Source organism: Clostridioides sp. ES-S-0010-02 (genome assembly GCA_020641055.1).
GTDB lineage: Bacteria > Bacillota > Clostridia > Peptostreptococcales > Peptostreptococcaceae > Clostridioides.
This window is the reverse complement of the sequence record CP067345.1, coordinates 1,269,793-1,294,659: the sequence shown is the minus strand read 5'-3', so window position 1 is coordinate 1,294,659 and position 24,867 is coordinate 1,269,793. Positions and strand designations below refer to the sequence as shown.

Sequence of the window (24,867 nt, the reverse complement as noted above, 5' to 3'; positions counted from 1 at the left end):
TAATTATACAAAATTATCAACTTTATTACAATAAAAAATTAATTAATATAGATAATACAATTTTAATAAATTATATTATCTATATTAAAGGTTACTAACATAATTTGTATTAATGTACACTACATAAAAAGAATATAATATCAAAATAATTTTGATATTATATTCTTAAAATATATATTTTATTAAATTTTCACCTTACATTTTACTTAAACATTCATTGGCAATCTCTTTATCATCAAAATGATGCTTAACCTTACCTATTATTTGGTAATTTTCATGCCCTTTACCTGTTATAATTACAACATCATCTTTCTTTGCCATACTTATAGCTTCTTCTATAGCTTGCTTTCTATCAGCAACAACATGATAATTTTTCTTTTCCTTATCTATTCCTTCAAGTATATCCTTTATTATTGCTTCTGGTTCTTCAGTTCTTGGATTATCAGAAGTTACAATACATATATCAGAATATTTTTGTCCAATAGCACCCATTAAAGGTCTCTTTTCAGTATCTCTATCTCCACCACATCCAAATACAGAAATTATTTTTCCTTCTGCAAATTGTTGTGTTGTCTTTAATACATTCTCAAGTGCGTCAGGAGTATGAGCATAATCAACAATTACACTTATACCTTTATCGTTTGGTACAGTTTCAAATCTTCCTGATACTCCATTAGAAAGTCTAAGACCTTCTTTATATACTGGTTTAGGTATGCCAAGTACATAACAAGCAGCTATAACAGCTAAAGTATTATATACTGTAAACATTCCTGGAACTGGTATAAATATAACTTCTTCATAAGAAGGAGTTATTAATCTATAAGATACACCATCTGAATCTGATTTTATATCTCTAGCCATAAAATCAGCATTAGTTTCAACTCCATATGTGTAACAAGGAACATCTATATCTTTTATATTTTCGTATATCTTTTTACCACCCTCATCATCCATATTTATTATGTTTGCCATAGTAGTCTTAAAAAACAATTTTTCTTTAGCTTTTCTATAGTCTTCTAAATCTTTGTGAAAATCTAAATGGTCTGGTGTTAAGTTTGTGAATATTCCTAGTTTAAAGTCTGTTTCATCAACTCTATTTAATGCTAATGAGTGTGATGAAACTTCCATAGCACAGTAATCACATCCATTGTTTAACATATTATTAAAATGATATTGTAAATCTATACTTTCTGGAGTTGTTGAATTAGAAATAATGTCTTTTTCACCATCAAATATTTTTATAGTACCAATAAGACCAACTTTATTTTTATTCAAAGTTAATATTTCATTTAGTATAGTAGTTATACTAGTTTTTCCGTTAGTACCTGTAACTCCTATAACATTAAATTTTTGTGATGGATGATTATAAAAATTGTCAGCTATCTTTGCCATATCTTCTCTTGTATTTTTTACTTTTATAAACGTATACCCTTTTATGTCTACATCTTCTTCAACAATAAAAGCTTTTGCTCCTTTGTTTATAGCATCTTTTATATATTTATGACCATCTGACACAAATCCTTTTATACATACAAATAATGTACCTTCTGTAACCTTTCTTGAATCATATTGTACACTATTAATATCTATATTTAATTCACCTTTGACACTGATTATATCCAACCCCTGTATAATATCATTTAATTTCATAAATGCTTTCCTCCCTTTAAACTCTTTTTGCTAAAATTACACTTCATGTAATATTATATTAAGAATTTTTTACTATGTGAATGGTTAAAAATGCTTGAAATATTGTAAAAAATGCTCTATAATTCTCTATAATATAATCTAAGAGAGGTCTTTTATGAAAATTACAGACAATAAAATTGGATACTTAAATGATAATTTTAAAATATTTAGTATCCGAGATAAAAAAGACATAGAATTTGAATACCATAATCACGATTTTAATAAGATAATTATATTTATAGATGGAAATGTAACTTATTTTGTTGAAGGAATTCCATATAAACTAAAACCTTGGGACATACTTTTTATTAGTAGTAATGAAATTCACAAACCAGTTATAGATTCAAATGTATTTTATGAAAGAACTGCAATATGGATTAGCCCAGAATTTATGAAAAAAAACAGTGATAATACTAGTGATTTAGAAAAATGTTTTAAGACAGCCACAGAAAATAAATGTAATCTATTGCGTTTAAAGATACATGACATTGAATCACTCAAACTTTTTATTGAGCAAATAAATATTTCTGAATCTAGTAATGAATTTGGAAATGAAATACTGAGAAATACCTTGTTCATACAGCTTATGATATTTTTAAATAGAATTTTCTTAAAAAACGAGAACATAGAATCTGTAGAAGATGTATTTTACGATGAAACTATAAAAAAAATATTAAACTATATAAACTTAAATATAGAGAATAAACTTTCTATAGACTGCATTGCATCTGAATTTTTTATAAGCAAATATTATCTCATGAGAAGATTTAAATCTCATACTGGAACATCCATACACAATTATATAATTCAAAAAAGACTGATTTTAGCTAAATCATTAATAACCAATGGACATCTTATGAGTGAAGTTTGTAGTAAATGTGGATTTAATGATTATTCTAGCTTTGTAAGGGCATTTAAAAAGTATTATGGTGTATCTCCTAAAAACTATCTAAACAATAAAAGCCCTTTAGATAGTAATTTGTTAGATGAATAAATAATTATTATAGATTTTATTTCAAGAAAAATTAGAGGTATTAGTAAAATAGATATACTAGTACCTCTAATTGTTTGAAATATAAATCATATATTTTTATTAATTAAACTAAAATATATAAATTAAAATTATGCTTATATAATTACTAAAACTCATACAAGTTTTAAGTATATATACTGATGTGTCTATCCTATTTTTTCAATACTCTCTTTTAATATACTTACACGATTACTTTCTTTTGCTGTGACTTTTCCCTTTTTAATGTTTAGTTTTTGATTTTGTTCTAAATTAGTAAATACTACTGGGCTTATTGTTGATAAACCATTTTTTTCAATATATTCTAAGTCCATATTAACCAGTTTATCACCCGATTTAACTTCATCTCCTACATTTACAAATACATCAAACCCATTTCCTTCTAAGTTTACAGTCTCTATACCTAAATGTATAAGTATTTCTACTCCAGTTTTTTTAGATTTGATTATTATTGCATGTTTAGTTGGAAATACAACTCCAATAGTTCCATCTACTGGTGAATAAATTAATCCATCATCAGATTTAATTGCAAAACCATCGCCCATTAATTTACTTGAAAATACAGAGTCTGGAACTTCTTCTATACCTAAGATTTCTCCATTTGTCAATGAATAAATTTCTTCTTCCACCAAAGTATTACCTATATTAGTGTTTTCTGTGTTATTATTTTTTTCCATTTTCTTTTTATCTATATTTTTAATATCAGTATTTTCAATCTTTACTTTTCCCTCTATTATATCTTTTATATTAGATTTTATTGCATCTGATTTTGGACCAAATATAGCTTGGACATTGTTTCCAATAACCATTACACCTGCTGCTCCAAGTGATTTCAACTTTTCTTTATCCACTTTATCTATATCATTTACAACTAATCTAAGTCTTGTTATACAAGCATCTAAACTTTTTAAATTCTCTTTATTTCCTAAAGCTATTAGTATTTCTGATGCTAACTCATCTTTTGAAATCTCACTAATCTCCACATTAGACTCTGATTCATCTTCTCTTCCTGGCGTCTTTAGGTTAAACTTTCTTATCATAAATCTAAACACACTATAATATAATACTGCAAATCCAATACCTACTAAAATAGCTAGATACCATGGAGTTCTATTAGGAAGTACACCAAATAGTAAGAAATCTATTAATCCGCCTGAAAATGTGAATCCGATTTTAACTCCTAATAGTTGCATTACTGCATATGATAAACCTGAAAATAAACAATGTACTACAAATAATGCTGGTGCAACAAATAAAAATGCAAACTCTATTGGTTCAGTTATTCCTGTTAAAAAAGATGTAAGTGCTGCTGATGCCATTATTCCTGCTACAAATTTTCTCTTTTCTGGCTTTGCTTCATGTACCATAGCAAGTGCTGCTGCTGGAAGACCAAACATCATAAACGGAAACGCACCTGTCATAAAAGTACCTGCTGTGAAATTTACTCCATCTTTAAGTTGAGCAAAGAATATCTTTTGGTCACCCATTACAAGTTCACCTGCTTTGTTTACATATTCTCCAAATTGATACCAGAATGGATTATGGAAAACATGATGTAAACCAAATGGTATTAATAACCTTTCTAAAGACCCTTCCATAAATGCTGCTAATGTTTGATTTGCTTCTATAACATTTTTTGAAAAACTAAGTAATCCTTCTTGTATTGGTGGCCAAATAAATGATAATATAATTCCTATTACTATTGCTGTTAATGATGTAACAATAGGCACAAATCTTTTACCTGCAAAAAAACCTAAATATTGAGGTAGTTCAATTTTATAAAATTTTTTATAAAGATAAGCAGCCACTATGCCTATTATAATACCACCAAATACACCTGTTTGAATTGTTGGTATTCCAACAATACTTGCATACATAGAGTTATCTATCATATCTTCCGTGACACCTGCCATAACACCCATAGACGTATTAAGGATTAAAAAACCTACTATAGCTGCCAATGCTGCTACACCTTCGCCTTCGGTTAGACCCACGGCTACACCAACTGCAAATATAAGTGGCAAGTTATTGAATATGATTTGCCCTGAACTTTCCATTATACTTATTATGAGTTGGAATGTAGGATTTGCTAGTGCTGGAAAATGAGCAAGTAACGCATCTCCTGCTAAAGCATTACTTACACCAAGCAATATACCTGCTGCTGGAAGTAATGCAACTGGTAACATTAAAGATTTTCCTACTTTTTGTAAAACACCAAATATTTTTTTCATTTACTTCTCTCTCCTTATTATTTTATATTTTTTAAATAAAAAAGACTTAAGTTTATAAAAAATTACACTAGTAACTTTAATCCTAAAAATAAACCTCATGTTAATATAAATAAACCTATATCAACCTAATTTTAGAATTAAAAATAAACTGTTATAATTTTCTTATAAACCTAAGTCTTGCCTGCATTATCAGTAACAATCTTAATGTTTTAAAATTATTATATTGCTATTAAATTTTACATAATATCTTAAACACCGATATTGAATTTATATTTATTTAGTATGTTTATCATGAATTCAACACAGATATGACTCTTTTAATATGTAGTGTTAAATATAATAATTCATCTTGACTTACATAGTACTCATAGTTTTTCTCTACATGTGTCTTTATTTTATATGCACAATTATAGTCTTTTTCATACTTTATCTTGATTATATCTACAATATCATTATTAGTATCATTGAGTTCCTCTCTTTTTACTAATCTATTTGCAAAAAATTTTAAGTGTGTAAGAAGTCTATCATAATTTATATCATCTTCTTTAAACTCAACTCTATAATAATATCTTATAATATTTAGTATGTCTTTTACAATTTTAGTAATTAACAGGGATTCCTTTGAACTGCCTTTATAATTTGAATTTACTATGTGCATAGCTATAAATCCTGCCTCATCTAAAGGAAACTCTACATTAAATTCTTTATTTATATAATCTACAGCCCATTTTCCAATCTCGTATTCTTTTTTGTGAATTCTTTTTATTTCATGTAGTAAATCATTTTTTATATTTATATTTTCATGATATCTTTTAATTGCAAATGCAATATGGTCAGTAAGTGCTACATATATGTACTCATAAAGTTCAGTATTTAAAATGCCTTCTGCATGAGCAATTACCTCTGTACTCACTTCAAAAAACTTCTCATCAACCTGGCTTGCTAATTTTCCAATTTTATCTATAAAACTTTCATCTTGTGTTACAAAGGTTCTTTCGATTTTACTTTTATCTACTTCTTGACCTTTCTTTTTTTGAAATCCTATTCCACATCCTGTTAGTATTAATTCTTTTTTTTGGTTTTCATCTAAAACTAACACAACATTATTATTGTAAATTTGTTGAATAATCATAATCAATATCTCTCCCAAAATACAATTTCCCTTATTCATAAAAAAACACCTAAATTAAGATACAGTTCACCTGTATATCCTAACTTAGGTATTGCCTGCTTCCCAGTAACAATCCAATTTGTTAACGCTCATAAATATTGTATTCAATTTATAGCTTTATTCTATTATAAATGGATATCTATGTCAAGCAATTATTGAAAACTGTTTCCTATTTTTTAGTACCAATAAAATTTAAATCCTATACAGTTTATTTTTTTCATTCTATCATCATCATTTCATCATAGAGAATATTTTCCAATAGTTCTTTAGCTACGTCTCTTGATATTTGTTTGGTTTCAACTAGTTGTTGAATACTATCTCTTTCACTTTGTATTGCCATTAATCTATAGTATACTACTTTTGCTTCAAATTTCTCATCATTATGAATTTTTCTAGTTAGCCAATTTAGATAACGATTATAAAATCTAATTACTATTAATGATTCATGCCTATTATCTTCATTAATATTTTTATTTATAAATGATATAGCTGTCTTTGTAGAAAGTGCATATGCATGGTGAAACTCTTTAATTAGTTCCTTATTTTCAGATATTATTTTTGTAATCTTTTCTTTTACTTCTGTTTTTACCTTTCTATCTATAATCCACATACTTATTTTTAATTTTACAATCTTAAATATTGATTTTTGGACAGATTTTCTCGATTTTGTAATATAAAATCTATATAACTCAAATGCTCTACCAGAAATTTTTCCATCATTCAATAATTTATGAACAGCTATTAAGCCTTGATTATCTGCCTCTGCAATCATCATATTTATAATTTTGTTATCTGGAATATTTAATATACCCTTTTCTAAATCTACTAGCTGCTCATTTAAATCATGTATTACTGGCTGTACCTCTTGCGCTTTTTCATTGCTAAGTTTTAAAATAGCTTCTTTTAAAATTAATTTATATGCCTCTCTATCAGACAATAAGTCTTCTGACTTTTGTACATTCTTTTTTAATAGTACTGGCAATAAAACTGTTGCGAGTAATAAACTTATAAGTATGACTTCTGATGATATAAACAAAACAATATCTCTCATTGGAAACATATCTTTATTGTCTAGGTAAAATGGTATAGATAGAGCAGTTGCAAGTGTAAATGTACCATGAACACCACAAGTAGCAACTATTAATGAATATTTCCATCTAGAAGTATCATCTTTTTCAAATTCTTCATTCTTAAATCCTAAAAAACCTGTAAAGAAATTATTTAAAGGATTTTTCTTGATTTTTATAAAAGAACTGTGCCATAAATACACCCATATAAATCTTATAATAAATAATATAACTACAATTAAAATAGCAATAAAAGTTAAATTTAATGCTATATCTTCGTTGTTAGTGATAATTCCTTGATATATACCTGGCAACAAAAAACCAAGTAATGTAAAGACAAACCCATTCAGTACATACTCCAAAACATACCATGTATTATCTGATATTATTCTCAATTTAGTTGTTGTATTTTGTAAATGTTCTTTTTCGATTCCATGGGCTATACCTGCCATTACAACTGCTAAAATTCCGGATACTCCTAGCTCTTCTGACACAAAATACACAAAAAGTGGAGTCATTATCTGTATTACTATTACCATTGGTATTTCTTCTAAATTCCACTTGTGCAAATTAAGTCTTATTTTTATGATTATATATCCTAAAATACTTCCTACTATTATTCCTCCAAATGCAGTAATCAAAAATTGAATACTTGCTTCTTTTATTGAAAAAAAGCCTGTAACGGTAGCAAGTACTGCAACTTTAAATGCCACTACCCCTGCAGCATCATTTAATAGCGATTCTCCTTCAAGTATATTCATCATATTTTTAGGAAAATCTAAACCTTGTGTAATTGATTTTACTGCTACTAAATCAGTTGGAGATATTACTGCTGCCAAAGCGAATGAAACTGATAGTGGCATTTCAGGAATAAGAAAATGTATAAAAATCCCACCTGCAAATACTGTTGTTAAAACCAGTCCAAATGCAAGAAGTAAAATTGGTCTTCTAAGTTCTAATAATTCTCTTCTTGATACATTTTGACCTTCACTAAATAATAGTGGAGCTATGACACATATTACGAATATATCTGGACTAAACGAAAAGGAAAATTTAAATGGTAAAATAGACAATAAAACACCTAATACAATTTGATAAATTGCAAGAGGAATATTGCTCCATTTTTTACTAAGTATAGTTGAAATTATTGTACAGACCAACAAACCTAATAAAGTTACTAAAATTGACATATCTACATCTCTTTTCAATATATAATTTATAGATTAGACTTATATATTAACTATCTTAATATTGATAGTATTACACTTTACATGTAATTATAAAATATTTACTTTAATCTATTATTCTTATTATATACGCCAAATTTAGTTTTGAAAACCTCTATACTAAGTGACATGCAACCATATGATTTTTTGAGATTTCCTTTAAAGCTGGCACTTCTATTTTACATATTTCCTTACAATAAGGACATCTTGTATGGAACTTACATCCAGATGGTGGGTTTGTTGGAGATGGAATATCTCTCTATGATACTACTACTAAACTTCAAGAACCTAGGTTAAAACATATTTTTGGTACAGATGAACTAGGAAGAGATTACTTTGCTAGAACACTTTATGGTGGACGAATTTCACTTAGTGTTGGTATCTTATCAATGCTTATTTCTATAGTATTTGGTACTGCTGTAGGTGTTATTAGTGGCTATATTGGTGGGAAACTAGACCAGTTCTTGATGAGATTAGTAGACATGCTTATGAGTATTCCAAGTTTTTTAGTTTTAATTGTATTAAATACTTATCTAGCTCCTAAGGCTTCTATAAAGAAACTATCACAGTTGCTGGTTCATTAAATATTGCAAATGCTATCTTAACTGAATCTGCACTTAGTTTTTTAGGACTTGGTATACAGTTACCTCTTGCATCATGGGGTAACATGCTTCAAGATGCTCAAAGACATATTTTTGATAAGTTATATTTAGCTGTATTTCCTGGCTTACTTATCTTCTTAACAGTTATGAGTTTAACTATAATAAGTAAAAAGTTCTCTAATAACACTTGATAATATCAATACTTTAAAATAAAAATACAAAATATTTTACAGTGAGTGTATAAATACACTCACTGCTTTTTATATATTTCAAAATAAAAATTTTATATGTTATAGAATTTAATGAAGTTATATATTAAGTAACTTTAATAACCTTCTAAATTATTTATATATTATATAAAATTTATTTTCCCTTAATTAATATGTAGTTGAAAAACTAATAGTTTATTGTAATTGAACTTAATTATTTTATCTATGATTTGTTATTAAAATAACAAATCATAGATTCTTTTTACTAAAGAAATCTATAATAAATTTAAATACATGTTCATCTACATGACTATAACGCTCTTTTTTAGGTCTACATAACACAACCTTCCATGTGATAGGGTCATTAAATGGTTTTTCTATAATTTGACTATTTTCAAAAAAATCGTGTACTGGTGATGGTAAAATAGTTATAAAGTCAGAGTTTGTAGTTGACAACAACAAGAAATCCCAAGAACCAGACATAATATACCTCTTAAGTTTAACTTTTTCATCAGTAAATTTTTGCATTAATTTATGATGTATCATAAATGTAGGATTAAATATTGCAAGCAGTTCTTCATTTAAATCATTCCAATCTATTTTATTTTTCTTTGCGAGATGATGATTTATATTTAAAAATGCTGTAAGTTCGTCTTCTTGAAGTACATGTTCTGTTACTACACTCCTATCAATTTTATGTGGATGTAAAAGAACTGCATAATCTAATTCCTGCAAAATAAGCATTCTACTTAAATCATATGCCCCCTTCTCTACTATATCAAATTCTATGTCTGGATTGTTTGCAACTAATTGTGCAACTACATCAGAAAAAGCTATTCCAAGTATAAGTGGTGGTATTCCTATTCTAACTTTCCCTTTAAACTGAACAGAATCTTCTCGCAAATCCTCCATCATATTTTTATATTCATTTATAATATTTTCTGCATTTACATAAAATCTTTCTCCTGCTGGAGTTAAGCCATTTAACCTGCCTTTATATCTCTCAAATAAATATACATTTTCATTTTCTTCAAAGGTTTTTATAATTTGACTTAAGGCTGGTTGAGATATGTGAAGAGTTTTTGATGCAATTGATAAATTAAAACCAGATTTCACTATTTCAACAAAATATTTTAACTGTTTTATATCCATTTCAAACCACCTTTCTTACAAGTATAGTTGATATTAATATTTTTTCTTATAAGAACATTTTATAAGAAAAGCGAAATAATTTCATTAATATTTTAACAAAATATTCCTATATATATATTCTAAATTTTTATCCTATAAATTTTCCTTATATGTTGTATAAAAAATTAGACTTAGACAAAACACATTTTTAGCCGTAATCTATAGTTAGAAAGAGGAAAACCTAAGGCATTAGGAATAAAAATAATTAAACTACTTAAAAACAAGCTTGTATTATAAGTAATTTATTATAGTGTTCTTCAAAGTTTTTTATTCAGAAAATTTCAAATAATCATTCAAGGAGGAACTATTAAACATGAAAGATGTAGTAATTGTATCAGCAGTAAGAACACCTATAGGAAACTTTGGTGGCGTATTTAAAAATACTTCTGCTGTTCAACTTGGAGTTGTAGCTGTTAAGGAAGCTATATCACGTATAAAACTTGATTTATCTGAGATAGATGAAGTGATAATTGGAAATGTTCTACAAGCAGGTCTTGGACAAAATGTTGCTAGGCAAATTGCCATAAACTCAGGTATACCGAGTTCTGTACCAAGTTACACAGTAAATAAATTATGTGGTTCAGGACTTAAAAGTATTCAACTAGCAGCTCAATCAATTATAGCTGGTGAAAATGATGTAGTAATTGCAGGTGGTACTGAAAATATGAGTCAATCACCTTACATTATTCCTACTGCTCGTTTTGGTAGTAAAATGGGCAATGTTACTATGGTAGATAGTATGCTAACAGATGGTCTTATAGATGCTTTCAATCAATATCATATGGGAATTACTGCCGAAAATGTTGCTGATAAATTTAGAATTACAAGGGAAATGCAAGATAAAATAGCACTAGAAAGCCAAAATAAAGCTGAAGAAGCTATAAAAAACAATCGTTTTAAAGACGAAATTGTTCCAGTAGAAGCTGCAATAAATCATAGAGAAATTAAAACTATTGATACAGACGAATATCCAAAATTAGGCATGACATCTGAAATACTATCCAAGCTTAAACCTGCCTTTAAAAAAGATGGTACTGTAACAGCTGGAAATGCATCAGGAATCAATGATGGTGCAGCAATGATGATACTAATGAGTCAACAAAAAGCAGATGAACTTGGGCTTAAGCCGCTTGCTACAATAAAATCATATGCATCATCTGGTGTAGAACCTGAAATAATGGGAACTGGTCCTATTCCTGCAACTAAAAAAGCACTAGAAAAAGTAGGTCTTAATATTAACGATATAGACTTGATAGAGGCGAATGAAGCATTTGCGGCACAAGCACTTGCAGTTAAAAATGAACTTCAAATAGATTCGTCTAAACTAAATGTAAATGGTGGTGCAATAGCACTAGGACATCCAATAGGAGCAAGTGGAGCTAGAGTACTTGTAACCCTTATTTATGAAATGCAAAAACGTAAAGTAGAAACTGGCCTTGCAACACTTTGTATTGGTGGTGGTCAAGGAATAGCAATGATAGTTTCACGATAGGAGGAAATATGAATAAAATAGTTAGCATTGATGAGGCTCTATCTCACATCAAAGATGGAGATACAGTAATGGTTGGTGGATTCATGGCCAATGGTTCCCCAGAAAATTTAATTGATTATTTATGTGATAAAGGTATAAAAGATTTAACATTAGTTTGTAATGATACTGGTTTTATTGACAAGGGTGTTGGAAAGATGGTTGTTAATAAGCAGTTCAAAAAGATAATTGCCTCTCACATAGGATTAAACAAAGAAACAGGAAGACAGATGAATGATAATGAAACATGTGTTGAATTAGTTCCTCAAGGAACTCTTGCTGAACAAATTCGTGCAGCTGGTTATGGCTTAGGTGGAATACTAACACCAACTGGCATTGGTACTCTTATAGAAGAAGGAAAGCAAAAGATTGTTGTCGATAGTAAAGAATATCTTCTTGAAAAACCAATTCATGCTGATGTTGCTCTTTTATTTGCTTCAAAGGTAGATAAAGCAGGTAACTTAGTTTACAAAGGTTCTATGAATAACTTTAATAATTTAATGGCTTCAGCTGCTAATATTACAATAGTCGAAGCAGGCGAAATTGTTGAAATAGGTGATATCGACCCAAATGAAGTTACTACACCAGGTATTTTTGTGAATTACATCGTTGAAGGAGGTAATTTATAATGGATAAATTAGAAATACAAGAATATATTGCAAACAGAGTCTCTAAGGAATTAAAGGATGGAGCTGTTGTAAACCTTGGTATAGGCTTACCAACCAAAGTAGCCAATTATATTCCAGATGAGGTAAACGTTATTTTACAATCTGAAAATGGATTTCTAGGTCTAGGACCAGCTGAAAGTGGAAATTCAAGTGATGAAACTATTGTAAATGCTGGTGGTCAGCCAGTTACTATCCTTCCTGGAGGTTGTTTTTTCGATAGTGCCACTTCTTTTGGAATAATTAGAGGAGGTCATGTAGATATAACTGTTCTTGGAGCACTCCAAGTTGACAAATATGGTAACATAGCAAATTATATGATTCCAGGTAAAATGGTTCCTGGGATGGGTGGAGCTATGGATTTAGTAACTGGAGCAAAAAAAGTCATTGTAGCAATGGAACACACTTCAAAAGGTTCAGCAAAAATATTAAATAACTGTACTCTCCCACTTACTGCAACCAATGCTGTAGATTTAATTGTAACTGAGATGGGAGTTATAGAAGTAACTACAGATGGACTTCTACTTATAGAAATAAATCCTATCTTCACATTAGATGAAGTTCTTTCTGCTACTGAAGCACCTTTAATATTATCAGATTCATTAAATAAAGAGGCATCGATTATTTAAAATTAATCAAAATTACATCAGAAAATAAATTTAAAAGATGTAAAATATTAATACAAAAAATTAATATAAAAATAAAATTAAATTGGAGGAAATAAAAATGGTTAAAGACAAAGTTGTATTCGTAACAGGAGCTGCAAGTGGAATAGGTAAACAAATAGCTGAATCATTCTTGAAGAATGGTTCTAAGGTAGTATTCTCTGATATAAATCAAGAAGCGCTAGATAAAGTTACATCAGAATTACAAAAAGAAGGTTATGATTGTGCAAATGTAAAGTGTGATGTAACTAAAGAAGAAGAAATTAACCATGCAATAGATAAAACTATAGAAAAATATGGAAGATTGGACATACTAATAAATAATGCTGGTCTTCAACATGTTGCTATGATAGAAGATTTCCCAACTGATAAATTTGAATTTATGATAAAAATAATGTTAACAGCACCTTTTATAGCTACTAAAAAAGTATTCCCTATAATGAAAAAACAAGGATTTGGTCGTATAATAAACATGGCTTCAATCAATGGTGTAATTGGATTTGCTGGTAAAGCTGCTTACAATTCAGCTAAACATGGACTTATAGGTCTAACAAAAGTTGCTGCACTTGAAGCTGCTGACTCAGGTATAACAGTTAATGCTATATGCCCTGGATATGTAGATACTCCACTTGTTAGAGGTCAATTTAATGACCTATCAAAAACTCGTAATGTACCACTAGAAAATGTATTAGAAGAAGTTCTATATCCACTTGTACCTCAAAAACGTCTACTAGATGTTCAAGAAATTGCTGATTATGCAATGTTCTTAGCTAGTGATAAGGCTAAAGGAATTACAGGACAAGCTTGCCTACTAGATGGAGGATATACTGCACAATAATTATTACATATTTAGGACTTGAGGAATTTATTCTTCAGGTCCTTCTACTAAGGAGGGATATTTATGAGTATTATCGCACCAATTGGTATAATTATTGGTATTATAGCTATTATATATTTTTCAGTTAAAGAAATTCATATAACTATAGCTGCTCCAATAGCAACTTTGATAGTTGTTCTCTTAAATAAAATGGATGTTGTGACATCAATGCTGGGTGCTGACAAAAATAATTATATGGGAGCACTTGGAAACTATATAATGAGTTACTTTGCAATATTCTTGTTAGGTTCTATACTTGCCAAGTTTATGGAGGAAAGTGGAGCTACTGTATCTATAGCTGATTTTATTCTAAATAAATTTGGTTCTAATCACCCTTATAGAGTTTTAGTGGCTATATTTATAGTAAGTTTTATATTAACATATGGTGGAATAAGTTTATTTGTAGTTATGTTTGCAGTTATTCCACTTGCAAGAACTCTATTTAAAAAACTTGATATTTCTTGGAATCTTATTCAGATACCTCTTTGGCTTGGAATTGCAACAATTACTATGACTATGATTCCTGGTACACCAGCTATTCAAAATGTTATTCCTATTCAGTACTTAAACACATCTCTTACTGCAGCAGCTATACCAAGTATTGCAGGAAGTATAGGTTGTGCTGTATTTGGTCTGGTATACATGAAATATACTTTAAACAAGAGTCTTAGGAAAGGAGAAACTTATGCAACTTACACTTCAGATGTAGAAGAAGAATCTTTAGATAGAGAGTTACCAGGATTTTTTGCAAGTATTTTTCCTCTATTGTCACTTGTAGTCATAGCAATATCTGGAAGCACTTTTGGTTCAGAGTTTATGAAAAAAAATGTAATTTACATAGCTTTAATAGTTGCAATTGTTTTATCTGCTTTTCTATTCCGTAAATTTTTATCATCAAAAATACAAACATTGAGTATTGGTGCTAGTGGTTCTATAGGACCTATTTTTGCAACATCTTCTGCTGTTGCATTTGGAGCTGTAATAATGGCTGCACCAGGCTTTGATATATTCAGTAAACTTATCATGTCAATACCAGGAAGTCCACTTATAAGTCTTACTGTTTTAACTTCAACAATGTCAGCAATAACAGGCTCCTCTTCTGGGGCTTTGGGAATAGTAATGCCGAACTTTGCAGATTATTATCTAAGTACTGGTATGAACCCAGAGTTAATCCATCGTGTTGCTACAATTGCTTCAAATATATTAACAATAGTACCTCAAAGCGGTGTGTTTCTTACATTCTTGAGTTTATCTAAATTAACACATAAAACTGGTTTTAAAGAAACTTTTATTGTGGTTGCAGTTGGTTCATTAATAGCAGAAATCATTGTAATTACATTAGGATTACTAATGTATTAAACTAAATCAAACTACAATTTATTATATAAAAAGTCATCTATTTATGATAGATGACTTTTCTATTTTCAAGAATCTAATTAAAGATACTTTTTTTACTGATTTTCAAAGTATATATTAAATAAATATCACTAACTATAAAAAAAATTTACCACAACCAGAATTTTACATCATAGAATTATTATAAAAACACTATTTCTTCTAAAGCAGTTATTCCATACTATGCAGATTAATGATGAAAATTATCAAACATCATAAAATATACCTATTTATTCCAGGTATATTTTATTTACATATCTTTACAGTAAAAAAACACTTGATTCTATGTTAGTATAAATGCACGGGTACCCCCTACACTAAAGGTTACAATTTAGTAACATTTTTAGAATTTTTAGATTGAGAGGTGTTTATAATGAGAAAAAATATACCAACAAAATTAAAAACTATACTAGCTTTAGGAGTGTTAACCTTAGCAACAGCTTCCAGTGCTGTTACTGCAAGTGCTTCGTCACTTGAAAATAATATGAATATAAGTAATAAAAATTTAGTATATACTAATGCTAAATTTAAGTTTTCAGCAAAACCAAATTGTTCTGTAAAACCAGAACTTAAACCTGACAAAGATAATTCTTGTAAAGATAAAAATCACAATGACAAGAATTGTAATATTACTAACAAGCCTAATGGCAACAATAACTCAGGTTCTACTAATAAACCTGAGGATAATAATAACTCAGACTCTACTAAGCCTGAAGATAATGACAATTCAGGTTCTACTAATAAGCCTGAAGATAGTAATAAACCTGAGGACAACAACAATTCAGACTCTAATAATAAGCCTGAAGACAATAATAACTCAGAATCTAATAAACCTGAGGACAACAACAATTCAGACTCTAATAATAAGCCTGAAGATAATAATAACTCAGAATCTAATAAACCTGAAGATAATAACAATTCAGGCTCTACAACTGGAAATTTTTCAGCTTACCAAAAAGAAGTTGTTGATTTAGTAAATGTAGAGAGATCTAAAGCTGGATTAAATCCACTTACTCTTGATGCTGATGTATCAAATGTCGCTACAAAAAAATCTCAAGATATGATTGACAACAACTACTTTGCACATAATTCTCCAACTTATGGTTCTCCATTTGACATGTTGAAAAAGTTTGGGATAAGCTATAAAACAGCTGGTGAAAATATAGCAATGGGACAAAAAACACCAAAAGAAGTTGTAAATGCTTGGATGAATTCTGAAGGTCATAGAAAAAATATATTAAATCCAAATTACAGTAAAATAGGTGTTGGAGTAGCACAAAAAAGTGGTGGTTCAATTTACTGGACACAAATCTTTGTAGGATAAAATACTCTTTTTCTATATATACAAAAAGAGTATCTCAAGATGATTTTTAAAAATCTTAAATGGGATACTCTTTTGTATCTATACTATTATATAGTGTTTTATCTTTAATATATTTTTTATACTAAATATAGATTCTTTTAAAATGATAGATTCAAAGCTAAATCACAAAAATGAATACTTATATTTGAATATAAAATATAAATTCCTATATTATAAATATTATTTAATAATTAAATAATTTAAAAATCCCTTATAAAAAAATTAAACCTTCCTTTTGGTGCCATTAGACTTCTTTCTAAAATCAAACTTAATGCTTCTAATTTGCGTTTTTTCTCCTCTTTATTCCAATAAAAAATACCTGGGTCAAGTAAAAAAGTAAAAACAGATAAAATTATCTCTGATACTTCTAAAGTATATTCACATTTAAATATGCCTTCTTCCACTCCTTGTTGAAATAGTTCTGCAACAATAGTAGAAAGTGAAGTAAGTATTTCTGCAAGAGATTTTTCATGGATTGAAGCATTAAATTGTTGATGAAGATATTCATCAATTGAAGATTCAACTGTTGATGTTATATAACTTTGAAATAATAACATCAGTTTTGAAAAATTATGTGGTCTATACTAGTAATTGTATATTATAGATTAGCAAAAAAAGAAGAAAAAGACATGATAAATGAATTTGGAAACAATTATATTATTTATCGCAACAAAACAGGTATATTTCTTCCTAAAATACTCCTAAAAAACATAGACAATATACCGAAACAAAATCTTAATTCTCACAGTTTGATATAAATAAAAAAGGGATACTATTTTTTAATAGTATCCCTAATTATTATCAAATCATATCTTAAATAAGCATTATAATATTTTAATTATTATTCAGCTAATTTTTTATATCCTTCGTATCTTTCTTTAGCATCAGCTTCAGCTTTTGCAAATAATCCATCAGCTTCTTCTGGGAATTGTTTAGCTATAGCAGAGTATCTTACTTGTGCAAGTATGAAATCTCTGAAGCTTGCAGTTGGTTCCTTAGAATCTAAAGTGAATGGGTTTTTACCTTCAGCTTTTACTTCTGGATTGAATCTGTATAAATGCCAGTATCCGCAAGCAACAGCTTGTGCTTCGTTAGCTACAGTTCTTCCCATACCTTCTTTTAATCCATGGTTTATACATGGAGCGTAAGCTATTATTAAAGATGGTCCATCATGTTTTTCAGCTTCTAGAACAGCTTTGATAAATTGGTTTTTATCAGCACCCATAGCAACTTGAGCTACATATACGTTTCCGTAAGTCATAGCCATCATACCTAGGTCTTTCTTTCTAGATTGTTTACCTGCTGCAGCAAATTTAGCCATAGCAGCAGCTGGAGTAGCTTTAGAAGCTTGACCTCCTGTATTTGAATATACTTCTGTATCAAATACAAGTACATTTACATTTTCGCCAGATGCAAGAACATGGTCTAATCCACCGTAACCGATGTCATATGCCCAACCGTCTCCACCTAGTATCCATTGAGATCTCTTAACTAGATAATCTTTTCTATCTCTTATAGCTTTTACTAATTCTTTAGCTTTTTCATCTGTGCAATCACAAGCTGGTTTTTCTAATAATTCAACAACTTTAGCACTTGCTACTTTAGATGCTTCTCCATCATTTCTAGAATCTAACCATTCTGTAAATACTGCTTTAGCATCTTCACAGATATCCATAGAAACTAATTCTGTCATAGCATCTACTATTTTTCCTCTTATTTGTTTAACAGCTGTGTACATACCAAATCCGTATTCAGCATTGTCTTCAAATAAAGAGTTTGCCCAAGATGGACCTTTGCCTTCATGGTTACAAGTATAAGGAGTTGAAGGTGCAGAAGCTCCCCATATAGAAGAACATCCAGTAGCATTAGATATCATCATTCTATCTCCATATAATTGTGTAACTAACTTGATGTATGCAGTTTCTCCACATCCAGCACATGCTCCTGAGAATTCCATTAATGGTTGTCTAAATTGACTTCCTTTAACAGTGTTTGCAGGCATAACATCAACTTTTGGAGCTACCTCTTCAGGATTTACTGCAAATGCCCAGTTATCTAACTCTGTATCAAGTTGAGTATCTATTGGTTTCATAACTAAAGCTTTTTCTTTAGCTGGACATATGTCAGCACAGTTTCCACATCCTGTACAATCTAGTGGACTAACTTGGATTCTATATTTTAATCCTTCTAATCCTTTACCTAATGCTTTTTTAGCTTCAAATCCTTTTGGAGCATTAGCTAATTCTTCTTCTGTAACTAAAACTGGTCTTATACATGCATGAGGGCATATAAAAGAACATTGGTTACATTGGATACAGTTATCCATTACCCACTCAGGAACATCAACAGCTATACCACGTTTTTCATAAGCTGAAGTACCACAAGGGAATGTTCCATCTTCTATACCATTGAATGTACTTACTGGTAAGTTATTACCTTCTTGTGCAGTCATTGGTCTTAATATATTTCTTATAAATTCTGGTTCTTTAACTTCTTCTTTATCTGCATCAACAGCATTTGCCCAAGAAGCTGGAACTTCAACTTTAACTAAAGCATTTATTCCTGCATCAACAGCAGCATAGTTCATGTTAACTATCTTTTCACCTTTTTTACCATAAGCTTTAACTATAGAATCTTTTAAGTATTTAACAGCATCTTCTTCTGGTATTATTTCAGCTAATTTAAAGAATGCAGATTGCATTATCATGTTTATTCTATTTCCAAGACCTATTTCTTGTCCTAGTTTAACAGCATTAACTGTATAGAATTTTATATCATTTTTAGCTATATATTGTTTCATATGAGCTGGTAAGTTTTCTTCAATTCCTGCTTGGTCCCATATAGTGTTAAGTACAAATGTACCACCTTTTTTAAGACCTTTTAATAAATCATATTGATAAACATATGATTGTTTATGACAGGCAATATAGTCAGCCTCATCTATTAAATAAGTAGCTCTTATTGGAGTATCACCAAATCTTAAGTGAGACATAGTTATACCACCAGATTTTTTAGAGTCATAATCAAAGTAAGCTTGAGCATATTTTTCAGTGTGGTCACCGATTATTTTTATAGCTTGTTTGTTAGCTCCAACAGTACCGTCAGAACCTAATCCCCAGAACTTACATCTTATAGTTCCTTTAGAAGCTATTTTAATTGATTCAGATGGAGCTAAAGAAGTATTAGTTACATCATCAACTATACCTACTGTAAATCCATTCTTAGGTTGTTCTGAAACTAAGTTATCAAAAACAGTTTTTATATCTGAAGGAGTAGTATCTTTTGAACCTAATCCGTATCTTCCACCTATTATCATAGGAGCATTTTCTTTTCCATAGAATACATCACGTACATCTAAGTATAATGGTTCACCAGTTGAACCTGGCTCTTTAGTTCTATCAAGTACACATATTCTTTCAACAGTAGATGGCACAGCATCTAAGAAATGTTTCATTGAGAATGGTCTATATAAATGAACTTTAACTAAACCATATTTTTCTCCCTTAGCATTTAAGTAATCTATAGTTTCTTCTATTGTTTCTGTTACAGAACCCATAGCAATTAATATAGATTTAGCATCTTCTGCTCCATAGTAATCAAATAAACTATGTTTTCTACCTGTTAAATCACTCATTTTTTCCATGTATTTTTCAACTATACCTACTATATTTTGATAGTATTTGTTAGAAGCTTCTCTAGTTTGGAAATATATATCTGGGTTTTGAGCAGTACCACGAGTAACTGGGTGATTTGGAGATAAAGCATTATCTCTAAATGCTTGAACTGCTTCAAAGTTTAATAAACTTGCATAATCTTCATTTTCTAATAATTCCACTTTTTGGATTTCATGTGAAGTTCTGAATCCATCAAAGAAATGTATAAATGGTAATTTACCTTCTATTGCAGCTAAATGTGCAACAGGTGCTATATCAGCTACTTCTTGAACTGAACCAGAAGCTAATAATACACATCCAGTTTGTCTAGCAGCCATAACGTCTTGATGATCCCCAAATATTGATAAAGCTTGAGATGCTAAAGCACGAGCACTTACATGGAATACTCCTGGTAATAACTCCCCTGCAACTTTATACATGTTAGGTATCATTAATAATAAACCTTGAGATGCTGTAAAAGTAGAAGTTAAAGCTCCACCTTGTAAAGAACCGTGGAATGCTCCTGCTGCTCCTGCTTCTGATTGCATTTCAACAACATTAACTTTTTGTCCAAATATATTTTTTCTTCCTTGTGACGCCCATTCATCAACTACTTCAGCCATAGTTGAAGATGGTGTGATTGGGTATATAGCTGCTACATCTGTAAATGCATAGGCAACGTGAGCTGCAGCTGTATTCCCATCAAGTGTTTTCATAAACTTAGCCATAATATGTATCCTCCTTGATAGCTACAATTGTACTTGTTTATAACAAGTCTATTTTTTTATATTTACATATAATTTACACAACAAAAATATAAACACACATAGTCGCGCAAATACTCTATCTTCTAATATAATACTACAGATTTGATAAAATTCCTTTGAAAATTGTAAATTAATTACATATTTAAGTAGATTTTTTTTTAAATTAAATATGTTAAGTTTTTTTCATAATTTTGTATACAATATATAATAAATTAAGTTAGATTTTTCAAACTTTTTTATCTATTTGCATATATTGGTATTAGGAGTAAAAGAGCCTTCTTTATCATATATAAATTTTATATATCTAATTTTACCATATTATATCATATTTTTGTAAGTTTTTATTATAATTTTCATAATACCCCTTTATATTATAAATTAATCTGATAGATTAAATTTATAATATAGAAATTTATTACATTAAAAAATATGCTAGTAAATAAAATATTCACTAGCATAAATTTCATACATAAAACTAATCAACTATTAATTCTACTAAATCTCCATTTTTAACACCTGCTGCATTTCCTTCTTCCATGTCAACATGCATTTCTAAATTAAAGCTATCACTAGCTCTTACTAATACATTTTCAAATACTAATGCTCTTGGTCCAGATGTTTTAACTTTTACTATTTGTTTATCAGTTACACCAAATTTAGCAGCATCTTCATTGCTCATATGTATATGTCTAGAAGCAACTATAACTCCTTCTTTCATTTCAACTTCTCCAGCTGGTCCTACTAATTTAACACCAGGAGTTCCAGCTATATCACCAGATTCTTTTATTGGAGCTTTTACTCCTAATGGGAATCCATCTGCTAAAGAAATCTCAACTTGAGTTTGAGGTCTAGCTGGTCCTAAAACTCTAACTCCTTTTAGAGTCCCCTTTGGACCGACTAAATCAACTTTTTCTTCACAGGCAAATTGTCCTGGTTGAGATAATGGTTTAAATTTAGTTAATTCATGACCTGCTCCAAATAATACGTCTATATCAGCTTGACTCAAATGAACATGTTTATTAGATAATGCTATTGGTAATTTCATTGAAATTCCCTCCTTTAATTATTTTTAAATTATTGCAATACAATTATACATAATATTACTTACAAAATCAAATTATATTGAATCAATATAAACTTTTAGACTCTTCGACAGAGTGTCTTTAAACTCTTGATTATCTCTGTAGGGTATATTATCTGTATTGTTTAAATATATATTGTGTAAAAGTTTAGTATTTATACTCTTAAAGAAAAAGTCCATAACTATTTGCCCACCTTTAAATTGTGAATCATAAGGTTTACTACCTCCTACTGCAATGTACATACCTATACGCTTTTTATTCCTATCAATTGAAGGCTTATTTAATATATACTTACTCGCATAGATAGCTTGAGTTCTATCAACAACAGTTTTTACTTTAGCTGATATTGAATCAAAATGTACAGGACTTATTACTATAGTTCCTTTTGATTTATCAAACATTTTATATAGAGGTTTCATATCATCATTAAATTTGCAATACCCTGTCTTATTACAAAACCCACATGCTGTACAATATTCAATATACATATCATATATATTGAATATTTTACTACTAAGTCCACTCTCTTCTAATTTAAGTTTTATTTCATTTGCTATAAAACTACAGTTTCTATTATTTCTCGGACTTCCATTTATTATTATAATTTCTGGACTTTCAAGTTCTATTTTATTATTTAAATCCATAATCAATCTACCTATCCTTTAACATAACGATTAAAATATCATCATCATAATTATCTTTTGATGAAAAGTTTCTTAAATCTAATTTTAAATTTTCTACTATCAACTGGTGATTTAATCTAAAATTTTCTTTTAAAAAGTTTTCTAATCTATCTATACCATATTCTTCTTTTGATTTATTTTTTATTTCTAAAATTCCATCAGTATACATACATACCATTGCATAGTCTTCCATTGAAAGAGTATTGTTTTCATATGTTGCATCTTCCATTACCCCAATAGGTATTCCCTTTTTACAATTTAAGTTAGTTTCTATTGTTCCATCTTTTTTTACAACTACAGGGCTATAGTGTCCTGCATTAGATACTGTAATCATATTTTCTTTAATATCTATAAGTCCAATCAAACAAGTTGTAAATACTCCCATCTTGTCAAATTCATCATATAACATACTATTTAAATTTGTCATTATTTCTTGTGGTGTCTTATACTGATTACATAACACTTTAAAAGCACCTTTTATCATTGCAACAACATAATTCGAAACCATTCCATGACCCATTACATCAGCAACAATATAAACTATGTGTTCAGAATCTACCTTTGTAGCATAGTAAAAATCTCCACCTACTACTCTTGCTGGTTTATGATAAAAATAAAGTTCTTTTTCATCATTACAATCCATTTTACCTTTGTCCATAATAAGTTGTTGCTGTTTATTTAATACATTTAACTCATTCTCAAGAACCTTGTGCTTTACTTCTTTTTCATTGTGCTCATATAACTGCATACCAACCAAAACCTGTTTAGATAATATACTAAGAATATTTAAATCATCACTAGTGTAGTTTTTGCTGTTTGCACAAACAATGCATCCTATAGTCTCATTTTTATCTTGGAGTTTGTAATATATATAACTTTCCAAGTTTATCCCTTTTTGTGAACATGGTTTTAAATTATTTAAATATCCTCCTAAGGATTCTTTATTTACAAACTTGTCTAACATAGGATATAAATTTGTTTTCTTCTTATGCTCTGTATTATAACAGCTAAATATCTTATCTTTATTATCATGACCTGTTATAATTATCAAAGCTTCTTTACTATTAGTGATATTACACGCCTGTTTACTTAAGTTTTCTAAAAATCCATCTATACTTTTATTGAGATATAATTTTTTAGTAGCTTCATTTATAGCACTTATTGAACCTCTTAATTTATCAACCAAAATTTGTACATTATTATTTTTATTAGTTATTTCTATTGATAAACTTAAGAGAGATGCAACAGAAGATATAAAGTCTATATCTTGTTCTGTTAGAAAATCTTCTTCTGTCAAAAAGCAAGTCATAAATCCAACTACTTCATTATTTATGATAAAAGGAAAAACTATTCTACCAATGTAACCTTCAGATTTTGCTAAATCTCGTTCCCCTTCTGCTCTAGAATCTTCAAATACATTTTTTACATATATTATCTTTTTCTCATTTACAGCTTCATGGATATATTCTGGATATGTGTCAAAATCAATTTTTGCACCTTTAAGACTATTGATTGGAAAAATTTGAGGTACATATTCTAAAGTTTGTGAACATACTAAATAGGCATATTTAGAATCATTTTTATAAAATAGATTTACACATGCCTTTGTAGGGTGAACAACCTCTAACATTTTTTCTATTATTTTATCTTTTATATTAAAAAAATCTGTAGATTCAGTCACCATAGCAGATATTTCCACTAAATTCTTCATTTTATAATTGCCATTAGTCATACTCAATTTCTCCCCCTATATATTAAACTATTTATTAGTAT

General features: G+C 29.0%; 17 protein-coding genes and 2 pseudogenes. 8 read left to right on the top strand and 11 right to left on the bottom strand.

Translation table 11 applies throughout. The features are described 5' to 3' along the window. Positions 1 to 195: 195 nt before the first annotated feature. A complete protein-coding gene (locus tag JJC01_06105) occupies positions 196 to 1,650 on the bottom strand; it encodes a UDP-N-acetylmuramoyl-L-alanyl-D-glutamate--2,6-diaminopimelate ligase (GenBank protein ID UDN59424.1) in 1,455 nt (484 codons plus the stop codon). Positions 1,651 to 1,804: 154 nt separating this feature from the next. On the opposite strand from JJC01_06105, the gene JJC01_06100 reads away from it, so the two are divergent. Continuing rightward, on the top strand, positions 1,805 to 2,683 hold the full coding sequence (locus JJC01_06100) for a helix-turn-helix domain-containing protein (GenBank protein UDN59423.1): 879 nt from the start codon (positions 1,805 to 1,807) through the stop codon (positions 2,681 to 2,683). Positions 2,684 to 2,868: 185 nt separating this feature from the next. Here JJC01_06100 and JJC01_06095 read toward each other — a convergent pair whose 3' ends face one another. The 4 genes and pseudogenes from JJC01_06095 to JJC01_06080 form a co-directional block, all read right to left on the bottom strand. Continuing rightward, positions 2,869 to 4,950, bottom strand: coding sequence for a PTS transporter subunit EIIC (locus JJC01_06095; GenBank protein UDN59422.1), 2,082 nt, complete (start codon positions 4,948 to 4,950; stop codon positions 2,869 to 2,871). 289 nt (positions 4,951 to 5,239) lie between these two features. Further along, positions 5,240 to 6,082, bottom strand: a complete 843-nt coding sequence (locus JJC01_06090) for a PRD domain-containing protein (protein UDN59421.1) — start codon at positions 6,080 to 6,082, stop codon at positions 5,240 to 5,242. 256 nt (positions 6,083 to 6,338) lie between these two features. Further along, the gene (locus tag JJC01_06085; protein ID UDN59420.1) at positions 6,339 to 8,378 is read right to left on the bottom strand and encodes a sodium:proton antiporter; all 2,040 of its coding nucleotides are present in this window, start codon (positions 8,376 to 8,378) and stop codon (positions 6,339 to 6,341) included. A 151-nt stretch (positions 8,379 to 8,529) separates the two neighbouring features. Continuing rightward, positions 8,530 to 8,670: pseudogene (locus JJC01_06080) on the bottom strand (peptide ABC transporter substrate-binding protein). On the opposite strand from JJC01_06080, the pseudogene JJC01_06075 reads away from it, so the two are divergent. After that, positions 8,666 to 9,207: pseudogene (locus tag JJC01_06075) on the top strand (ABC transporter permease). The pseudogenes JJC01_06080 and JJC01_06075 sit on opposite strands and share 5 nt — an antisense overlap. Positions 9,208 to 9,474: 267 nt before the next feature. Here JJC01_06075 and JJC01_06070 read toward each other — a convergent pair. After that, positions 9,475 to 10,377: a LysR family transcriptional regulator gene (locus JJC01_06070; protein ID UDN59419.1), complete on the bottom strand. Its 903-nt coding sequence runs from the start codon at positions 10,375 to 10,377 to the stop codon at positions 9,475 to 9,477. Positions 10,378 to 10,729: 352 nt separating this feature from the next. Here JJC01_06070 and JJC01_06065 point away from each other — a divergent pair, with 352 nt between their 5' ends. From JJC01_06065 to JJC01_06040, 6 genes are all read left to right on the top strand, one after another. Next, entirely contained in the window at positions 10,730 to 11,908 is a 1,179-nt protein-coding gene (locus JJC01_06065; GenBank protein UDN59418.1) for an acetyl-CoA C-acetyltransferase, read from the top strand. An 8-nt stretch (positions 11,909 to 11,916) separates the two neighbouring features. Then, complete coding sequence (locus JJC01_06060; protein ID UDN59417.1) at positions 11,917 to 12,573, top strand: CoA transferase subunit A; 657 nt, start codon at positions 11,917 to 11,919, stop codon at positions 12,571 to 12,573. Beyond that, positions 12,573 to 13,238: a 3-oxoacid CoA-transferase subunit B gene (locus tag JJC01_06055; protein ID UDN59416.1), complete on the top strand. Its 666-nt coding sequence runs from the start codon at positions 12,573 to 12,575 to the stop codon at positions 13,236 to 13,238. Before JJC01_06060 ends, JJC01_06055 begins: the two co-directional genes overlap by 1 nt. Positions 13,239 to 13,335: 97 nt before the next feature. After that, positions 13,336 to 14,112, top strand: a complete 777-nt coding sequence (locus JJC01_06050) for a 3-hydroxybutyrate dehydrogenase (GenBank protein ID UDN59415.1) — start codon at positions 13,336 to 13,338, stop codon at positions 14,110 to 14,112. Between the two features lie 63 nt (positions 14,113 to 14,175). Next, positions 14,176 to 15,510: a GntP family permease gene (locus tag JJC01_06045; protein UDN59414.1), complete on the top strand. Its 1,335-nt coding sequence runs from the start codon at positions 14,176 to 14,178 to the stop codon at positions 15,508 to 15,510. A 409-nt stretch (positions 15,511 to 15,919) separates the two neighbouring features. Beyond that, on the top strand, positions 15,920 to 16,870 hold the full coding sequence (locus JJC01_06040; protein ID UDN59413.1) for a sporulation protein: 951 nt from the start codon (positions 15,920 to 15,922) through the stop codon (positions 16,868 to 16,870). Between the two features lie 239 nt (positions 16,871 to 17,109). On the opposite strand, the gene JJC01_06035 is transcribed toward JJC01_06040, so the two are convergent. The 5 genes from JJC01_06035 to JJC01_06015 form a co-directional block, all read right to left on the bottom strand. Continuing rightward, positions 17,110 to 17,466, bottom strand: a complete 357-nt coding sequence (locus tag JJC01_06035; protein ID UDN59412.1) for a hypothetical protein — start codon at positions 17,464 to 17,466, stop codon at positions 17,110 to 17,112. A 284-nt stretch (positions 17,467 to 17,750) separates the two neighbouring features. Beyond that, the gene (nifJ, locus tag JJC01_06030; protein UDN59411.1) at positions 17,751 to 21,290 is read right to left on the bottom strand and encodes a pyruvate:ferredoxin (flavodoxin) oxidoreductase; all 3,540 of its coding nucleotides are present in this window, start codon (positions 21,288 to 21,290) and stop codon (positions 17,751 to 17,753) included. Between the two features lie 514 nt (positions 21,291 to 21,804). After that, positions 21,805 to 22,374: a phosphate propanoyltransferase gene (locus JJC01_06025; GenBank protein ID UDN59410.1), complete on the bottom strand. Its 570-nt coding sequence runs from the start codon at positions 22,372 to 22,374 to the stop codon at positions 21,805 to 21,807. Positions 22,375 to 22,446: 72 nt separating this feature from the next. Continuing rightward, positions 22,447 to 23,055, bottom strand: a complete 609-nt coding sequence (locus tag JJC01_06020) for a flavodoxin family protein (protein ID UDN59409.1) — start codon at positions 23,053 to 23,055, stop codon at positions 22,447 to 22,449. A 7-nt stretch (positions 23,056 to 23,062) separates the two neighbouring features. Further along, a complete protein-coding gene (locus JJC01_06015) occupies positions 23,063 to 24,826 on the bottom strand; it encodes a SpoIIE family protein phosphatase (GenBank protein ID UDN59408.1) in 1,764 nt (587 codons plus the stop codon). Between the last annotated feature and the right edge of the window lie 41 nt (positions 24,827 to 24,867).

Bases quoted from the DNA above. Each gene is read 5' to 3' on its own strand.
- JJC01_06085 (UDN59420.1), bottom strand. From the start codon at position 8,378: ATGTCAATTTTAGTAACTTTATTAGGTTTGTTGGTCTGTACAATAATT.
- JJC01_06090 (UDN59421.1), bottom strand. From the start codon at position 6,082: ATGATTATTCAACAAATTTACAATAATAATGTTGTGTTAGTTTTAGAT.
- JJC01_06065 (UDN59418.1), top strand. From the start codon at position 10,730: ATGAAAGATGTAGTAATTGTATCAGCAGTAAGAACACCTATAGGAAAC.
- JJC01_06055 (UDN59416.1), top strand. From the start codon at position 12,573: ATGGATAAATTAGAAATACAAGAATATATTGCAAACAGAGTCTCTAAG.
- JJC01_06070 (UDN59419.1), bottom strand. From the start codon at position 10,377: ATGGATATAAAACAGTTAAAATATTTTGTTGAAATAGTGAAATCTGGT.
- JJC01_06035 (UDN59412.1), bottom strand. From the start codon at position 17,466: ATGTTATTATTTCAAAGTTATATAACATCAACAGTTGAATCTTCAATT.
- JJC01_06060 (UDN59417.1), top strand. From the start codon at position 11,917: ATGAATAAAATAGTTAGCATTGATGAGGCTCTATCTCACATCAAAGAT.
- JJC01_06020 (UDN59409.1), bottom strand. From the start codon at position 23,055: ATGGATTTAAATAATAAAATAGAACTTGAAAGTCCAGAAATTATAATA.
- JJC01_06025 (UDN59410.1), bottom strand. From the start codon at position 22,374: ATGAAATTACCAATAGCATTATCTAATAAACATGTTCATTTGAGTCAA.
- JJC01_06105 (UDN59424.1), bottom strand. From the start codon at position 1,650: ATGAAATTAAATGATATTATACAGGGGTTGGATATAATCAGTGTCAAA.
- JJC01_06100 (UDN59423.1), top strand. From the start codon at position 1,805: ATGAAAATTACAGACAATAAAATTGGATACTTAAATGATAATTTTAAA.
- JJC01_06045 (UDN59414.1), top strand. From the start codon at position 14,176: ATGAGTATTATCGCACCAATTGGTATAATTATTGGTATTATAGCTATT.
- JJC01_06015 (UDN59408.1), bottom strand. From the start codon at position 24,826: ATGACTAATGGCAATTATAAAATGAAGAATTTAGTGGAAATATCTGCT.
- nifJ (UDN59411.1), bottom strand. From the start codon at position 21,290: ATGGCTAAGTTTATGAAAACACTTGATGGGAATACAGCTGCAGCTCAC.
- JJC01_06040 (UDN59413.1), top strand. From the start codon at position 15,920: ATGAGAAAAAATATACCAACAAAATTAAAAACTATACTAGCTTTAGGA.
- JJC01_06095 (UDN59422.1), bottom strand. From the start codon at position 4,950: ATGAAAAAAATATTTGGTGTTTTACAAAAAGTAGGAAAATCTTTAATG.
- JJC01_06050 (UDN59415.1), top strand. From the start codon at position 13,336: ATGGTTAAAGACAAAGTTGTATTCGTAACAGGAGCTGCAAGTGGAATA.